5 protein-coding genes and 1 tRNA gene are annotated in these 6,300 nt (G+C 37.4%); 2 read left to right on the forward strand and 4 right to left on the reverse strand.

Going from position 1 to position 6,300, the window contains the following annotated elements; genetic code table 11:
* A partial coding sequence (locus tag C9J51_RS19215) for a M10 family metallopeptidase C-terminal domain-containing protein (protein WP_211306505.1) occupies positions 1 to 2,119 on the forward strand: 2,119 nt, incomplete at its 5' end.
* 135 nt (positions 2,120 to 2,254) lie between these two features.
* On the opposite strand, the gene norW is transcribed toward C9J51_RS19215, so the two are convergent.
* The 3 genes from norW to C9J51_RS19230 all read right to left on the reverse strand — a co-directional run bounded on the left by norW (position 2,255) and on the right by C9J51_RS19230 (position 5,490).
* On the reverse strand, positions 2,255 to 3,400 hold the full coding sequence (gene norW / locus C9J51_RS19220) for an NADH:flavorubredoxin reductase NorW (RefSeq protein ID WP_045040892.1): 1,146 nt from the start codon (positions 3,398 to 3,400) through the stop codon (positions 2,255 to 2,257).
* An 18-nt stretch (positions 3,401 to 3,418) separates the two neighbouring features.
* Entirely contained in the window at positions 3,419 to 4,939 is a 1,521-nt protein-coding gene (gene norV, locus C9J51_RS19225; RefSeq protein ID WP_045040891.1) for an anaerobic nitric oxide reductase flavorubredoxin, read from the reverse strand.
* Positions 4,940 to 5,157: 218 nt separating this feature from the next.
* Positions 5,158 to 5,490, reverse strand: a complete 333-nt coding sequence (locus tag C9J51_RS19230; protein ID WP_045038785.1) for a hypothetical protein — start codon at positions 5,488 to 5,490, stop codon at positions 5,158 to 5,160.
* Positions 5,491 to 5,736: 246 nt separating this feature from the next.
* Between C9J51_RS19230 and C9J51_RS19235 the strand changes: the two genes are divergently transcribed.
* Positions 5,737 to 5,827: transfer RNA gene (locus tag C9J51_RS19235), tRNA-Ser, on the forward strand.
* Positions 5,828 to 6,080: 253 nt separating this feature from the next.
* Here the strand turns inward: C9J51_RS19235 and C9J51_RS19595 are convergent.
* Positions 6,081 to 6,300 (reverse strand): hypothetical protein (locus tag C9J51_RS19595; RefSeq protein WP_211306506.1); only part of this gene is annotated, 220 nt, incomplete at its 5' end.

Raw genomic sequence — 6,300 nt, forward strand, 5'->3', positions numbered from 1 at the left:
CCATGTTATTGCCGGATTGAGCATTGCCGATGTTGACGCCAAAGAAAGCGGTACTTCTGGTCAAATGACGGTTGAGCTTAATGTTGAACATGGACAACTATCGATTATTGCGGCTGATACGCAAGGGCTAACGGTTACCGATAATGGTGATGGTAAGCTCGTAATCAGTGGCGATATTGACAAGATTAATACTTTGTTAGATGGCGGGATTAAATATACGGGTGATACGAATTTCAACGGTAATGATCAGCTAACAATGACCACATCGGATAATGGCAATGTTGGTAGTGGCGGCGTATTAACGGATGTGAGTACGGTTGATATTACAGTTGTTGCTGAAAATGATGCACCAGTAAACGAAGTACCAACAACCATTACTGCGAGTGAAGATACGGCTACGGTTGTTGATGGGCTTACAGTAACAGATGTCGATTTTAATGAGCTTGCTAATAACGAAGGAATGTCAGTTACTTTATCCGTTAACCACGGCTCATTATCAATTACTTTACCTATCAACAGTGGCGTTGAAGTTACTGATGATGGTAGCGGTAATGTGGTACTGAAAGGCTCAATGGCAGATATTAATACTGTGCTTGATAGTGGTGTAAGTTATACCGCAACTGAAAACTTTAGTGGCAGTGATGAACTGACTATTACGACAACAGATGGTGGCAATACTGGAATCGGTGGTAGTTTATCTACTACCAATAAAGTTAATATTACAGTAACGCCAAAAGCAGATGCGCCATCATTGAGTTTAAGTACCGATCATCTTCAAACTGCTGCGATTCAAAGTTCATTAGGAACAATGTTACCGTTGATTGGCTTAATTGTTGCGGCATCGGCTGATGCATCTGAGACACTTACTATAAAAATTAGTGACTTAGGCTCAGCATCGATTGTTGATAAAGCGGGTAATGTTATTGGTACTGATTTAGGCAATGGCGAGTGGCAGATTACAGCTCAGGATTTAAGTGACGTTTATATTAAAGATCTTGATCAAGGTAGCCATACTATACGCATGGAAGCAGTATCAACAGAATCTGATGGTTCCCAAGCTATATCACCACCAGTAAACATCAATGTGGTTGTTGATGATCTTAGTGCTACTAATAATGTGATTGGTCAGAATAGTGCTTCCGACCAAGCTAATTTAGTGATTGATAGTACAGCACAAGCAACGTTATTGGGTGGTGATGGAAATGATATTTTGGTCGGTGGGTTAGCATCTGATATTTTAGTTGGTGGTCGAGGCGATGATATCTTATGGGGTGGTGATCTCGATGGCAATGGTGATGGTGTTAAAGATACCTTCCTATGGTCTGGCAGTGATTTTGGTACGACTAATGCGCCAGCAACTGACACTATTATGGATTTTGAAGTCGGTATTGATACCATCAATTTGGGCGATGCACTTGATAGCCAAAATATTCAATCTTTAGATGATCTTAACAATCGTCTAAATATTATTGAGCAACAAGGTAATACCGAAATTCAGATTTTTGATGACCAACATCAAGTAGTACAGAATATTATTATTAATGGCGTTAGTCATAATGATCTCTTTGGTGACAATACTGCCAGTATGACTAACGAAGATAAACTGGATTCGTTACTTAATAGCGGTAATCTTGAATTGGGTGATAACTTTGGTAATCAACAGGACAATACATTAATTGCTGATAATCAAGGTGAATCATTATTTGGTTTTGATGGTAATGATATTCTTGTCGCTGGCGAAGGTAATGATATTTTAACGGGTGGTAACGATGATGATATGTTTACATGGCATGAAACGTCGCTTTCTACCGTATCAAATACTGATACCATTACTGATTTTGAATTAGATAAAGATCAAATCAATATTCATGATTTACTGACTGATGATGAAAATGCTAATTTAAATATGGATGATTTATTAAGCCATGTAAGTGCTGATGTAGATGGCAAAGGCAATGTCAATCTTGAGGTGAGTAGCCTTGAAGGTAAGTCGCAGCATATTGTGTTAGAAAATATCAATCCACAACAAGACTTAGGTCTAGCCGATGGGGCATCATCTGCTGATATTGTGTCATCTTTGTTTAGCCATAATGCATTTCATATTGATAATACGAATTAACGAGTAATTTATTTAAAAAATAGTTTTAGATCGCAAAAGCCGTTCATTTAAGATGAACGGCTTTTTTTAATACTAATATTTGAATCTTAATAATATTATGATTTTGCTCTTACGATAGACGAATATCGATATTTTTTATAATGCAGGGGGTAACTGTCTTAACAATGCAAATACTTGTTTTTGTTTATTATGAGAAGCGACAAATCCAATTAAGGTTTTATCCGCTGTATGTGCCTTAGCAATATAACCGTCATGATCTCGTTCAATCTGCCAATGGATATCCATAGCGGTTGTGATCCCCGCTAAACTTAATGGTAACCACGGTGTTTTGGCTTTAATTAACATTGGCGGTAATGATAACGGTGTCGGTGTTCCTACTAATGTTTTAGCCAGTGCTATCGCTGATAACATGATGGGTTGAATAAACGCACTAATTTTACCGTTGATCTCAGCACAATCGCCAATAGCGTAGACGTTAGTGGCTGAGGTTTGCAGCATATTATTGACAATAATTCCTCGATTAGTACTGATTCCAGCTTGTTGTGCTAATTGAAGCCTTGGTGCTAATCCCATAGCAGCAATGATGATATCTGTATGTATATCCTCTTTTTCTTGCTGTGAAATTATCATCTGTTTACCATCAGTGTTAATTTCACTGATTGTGGCATTTAACTGAAGGTCGATGTCTTTTTGACTTAACACTTGGTGTAGCTCTGCGGCAATAAAATCTGGTAATAAAGCGGGCATCATGGCAGCGGCTTTATCGCACAATGTAATTTGTTTATCAGCGGTAGCTAAATCAATGGCTATTTCAGTACCAATTAAACCCGCGCCTAAAATAGTAATATGCTTTGCGGCATTTATTTGTGATTGGTTTTGTTGTAATTCAGACAGACTATTTAAGGTTATGATCTTATCGGTCGCATTACCTGCAAACTTCGGTATAAATGATGTAGCACCCGTTGCAATAATTAACGAAGAATACTGCAATTGTTGTTGATTGAAATATACCCATTGTTGCGCAGTATTAATTTCGTTAATAATCGTTTCTGTTATTAACTTAATATTATATTCTGCTGCAAACTCAGCGGCGGTTTGTTTAATAAGATCTGTCGCTTGTTGATGACGACTAAATACATGGCTTAGTTCTGGTTTAGAATAATCAGTACCTTGATCCGCAGTTACTAAAGTAATGGCAGTATGTTGATCCAGTTTTCTAAACGATTTCACCCATTGGTAAGCAGCGAAGCCACTACCAATGACAATAATTGGATTTGACATTGTTAGCTCTCATTTCATTTAGTTGATAGGCTCAAATACTTCTTTACCAATACCACATTCTGGGCAAAGGAAACTATCAGGCACATCTTCCCAAGCAGTACCAGGGGCAACATCTTGATTCGGTTCACCAAGTGCAGGATCGTAAACCCATTGACAAACAGTACATAACATTTTTTGACCACTGGTTGTTTGTGCACAACATGTGGCTGTGGTATCTGTTGCGGGTTCTACTTCAACAACGCCTGTTTGTTCTACTATTTCAGGAATATCAATCGCGACTTGTAGTGTTGCTGCTGGTGTTACTTTGGTAGTGAAAGGTGCGTAATGATCATAAGGACGTTCAGTTTGAGCCCATTCTTTAGCGATCTTTTTACCATGATCACGGCATTCTTGTAGTGCTTTACCATCTGGACGCCACTTGGTTTTAAGGCCAATGGTAGTAAAGAAGCCTGCATCAGTTAAGCGCGCATGAATACGATCAACCGCGCCACCGTTCCAACCATAACTACCAAATGCACCCGCTTTTTTATTTTTAAAGCGTAAGCCAGTGATTTCTTCTAGTAGACCAGCAACTTTAGGCATCATGACATTGTTCATTGTTGATGAGCCGACAAGTATCCCTTTAGAGCGGAACATATTAGAAATAATTTCATTTTTATCATGACGAGCAACATTGAAAATACGCACAATGACTTGATTATCTTCTTCAGTGATCCCTTGTGCTATTGCATCTGCCATCATGCGGGTATTATTTGACATAGAATCATAGAAAATAGTGATGCGGTTTTCTTGATATTGATCGGCCCACTCAAGGTATTTCTCAATTATTTGAGTTGGATTATCACGCCAAATGACACCGTGTGAGGTTGCAACCATGTCTACTGGAAGGTTAAAGCCGAGAACTTCTTTAATCTTATTGGTAACTAGTGGGCTAAATGGTGTCAAAATATTTGCGTAATAACGTAGGCACTGATCAAGCAATTCGTTTTGGTCGACTTCGTCATTAAATAAACGCTCATCACAGTAATGTTGACCAAAAGCATCATTACTAAATAGAACCGCATCTTCTGTCATGTAAGTCATCATGCTATCAGGCCAGTGCAACATTGGTGTTTCAACAAACACTAATGCCTTACCATTACCAATATCAAGCGTATCGCCTGTTTTTACGGTGTTAAAGTTCCACTCAGGATGATGATGATGACCAACGATTGAGTCAATTGCGTTTTCAGTACAATAGATCGGTGTATTAGGAATACGGCTCATTAATTCACTTAGAGCACCAGCATGATCTTCTTCAGCATGGTTAATAACGATAAAATCAATGTCGTTCAGATCAATTTCTTGTTCTAAATTTTGTAGGAAAGCTAATGTGAATTTGTGATCAACGGTATCGATGAGTACATTCTTGCCTTCACGAATGAGATAACTATTATAGCTCGTACCACGGGTTGTTTTATATTCGGTGCCATGAAAATCACGTACTTCCCAATCTCGTTGTCCAACCCAAGTAATATTGTTTTTAACATGAACAGCCATTTTAAAATTCCTTTAACGCTTTAAGTTGTATTTTGAATGCATGTTATTCTTCGTGGTGATATCTGTCAATTAAAAAGAGTCATTTAAAATACATGTTATAATTTATTTGTTTATTATCAATTGATTAATGTTTATTTTTGTTTTTGAACCGTCAGTGTATTGGCGGTTCATGATCGGAAGGAAATTATGTGAGCTGAGGGCGAGACTAAGCTGAAGTGTTAATTAAGATTAAAAACCAGTGCAATAATAGTAATCAGGCTCACCGCATTGAGTACTGAATAGAGAATCGTTTTTGGCATGCTAAATGCCAAATTATTAAAATCCCGTTTTGAGCCAATAACGGTAATCGTTAAAGGTAATACAACCAATAAGCCAAATATCCAACGGATAGTATCAGTGATGGCGTAACCTATTTGAGTTTCAGCAACAATAAAACCTAGAATAGACAAAAGGAGGGTGGTGAGTGAAATTGCAAAGGTTCGATTGTAGGAATCCATTAGCTGAGCAAAAGCTTGATATTCTTCATCCGTAAAGTCTGGTTTGTTTGCCATGTGTTTTTCAGTCTAATAATGAGATAACTATTTCTATTATAACGGATCATTACTGAGATAACGAAAATAAAGATAGCAACGCTAAAAGAGAAATATAGAAAGTGTGCATTTAATAACCACAGATGAATGGTTTTAGTTATCTAACTGTATCTGTTAGGTAAAATACATTAAAAAACGTTTTAAAATTAATCAGTTGACCGTTTTTTAGTTTACAGTAGCTAATGTGAATTGTATTATACGCCGCATGGAGAGATGGCTGAGCGGTTGAAAGCACTGGTCTTGAAAACCAGCATACGTTTATAGCGTATCTAGGGTTCAAATCCCTATCTCTCCGCCAAATTCTTAAAAAGCCAACATTTAGATGTTGGCTTTTTTTCGTCTAAGTAAAAGTAGCAATATATTTAATTGGCGCAATAAAAGCGGGTTCAAATCCTCTAATACCCAAATCAGCTCCGCCAAATTTAAGAAAGCCGTTAAGAATTTAGCGTTTTTTCGTCTAAGTAAAAGTAGCAATATATTTAATTGGCGCAATAAAAGCGGGTTCAAATCCTCTAATACCCAAATCAGCTCCGCCAAATTTAAGAAAGCCGTTAAGAATTTAGCGTTTTTTTGTCTGAATAAAATAGTGATGTATTTAATTGGTGCAATAAAAGTGGGTTCACATCCTCTAATACCCAAATCATCTCCGCCAAATTTAAGAAAGCCGTTAAGAATTTAGCGTTTTTTTGTCTGAATAAAATAGTGATGTATTTAATTGGTGCAATAAAAGTGGGTTCACATCCTCTAATACCCAAATCATCTCCGCCAAAT

Source organism: Photobacterium iliopiscarium (assembly GCF_003026395.1).
In the GTDB taxonomy this organism is placed as follows: Bacteria; Pseudomonadota; Gammaproteobacteria; order Enterobacterales; family Vibrionaceae; genus Photobacterium; species Photobacterium iliopiscarium.

Excerpts from the sequence above, each read along its gene's own strand:
- norW (WP_045040892.1), bottom strand. The coding sequence starts at position 3,400 with ATGTCAAATCCAATTATTGTCATTGGTAGTGGCTTCGCTGCTTACCAA.
- norV (WP_045040891.1), bottom strand. The coding sequence starts at position 4,939 with ATGGCTGTTCATGTTAAAAACAATATTACTTGGGTTGGACAACGAGAT.
- C9J51_RS19230 (WP_045038785.1), bottom strand. The coding sequence starts at position 5,490 with ATGGCAAACAAACCAGACTTTACGGATGAAGAATATCAAGCTTTTGCT.